Origin of the sequence: Oceanobacillus saliphilus, assembly GCF_023522835.1 — a bacterium.
GTDB classification, from domain to species: Bacteria; Bacillota; Bacilli; order Bacillales; family Amphibacillaceae; genus Oceanobacillus; species Oceanobacillus saliphilus.
Genome location: NZ_JALCZU010000100.1, coordinates 1 through 276 on the forward strand (window position 1 = coordinate 1; position 276 = coordinate 276).

General features: G+C 37.7%; 1 protein-coding gene. It reads right to left on the bottom strand.

What is annotated here, in order from left to right; all coding sequences use genetic code 11:
- The coding region (locus tag MN204_RS20590; RefSeq protein ID WP_249872920.1) for a Dyp-type peroxidase domain-containing protein at positions 1-276 on the bottom strand (276 nt) is incomplete at both ends.

Consider the following 276-nt stretch of genomic DNA (forward strand, 5'->3'; position numbering starts at 1 on the left):
GTAAGTCACTTTACCCAACTGTTCATTGATTATGCTTCCCAACTCATAGCAAAGAGCTTGTCGATCAGCACGAATATGAAAGAATAAATCACCAGGTGTTGAAACAGCTGTGTACTTTGGGCCTTTTATTTCTTGGAATGTTTCTAATTCTTGAGGCTTTGCTTGCTCTGGAAATAAAACATCCCATGCATTTGAGCTAAAACCGAATGTGGCATTAAATTTACTTTCTGGATAACGATTAGACAAACTTCGAGTTAACGCTGAAAAATTAGCAGC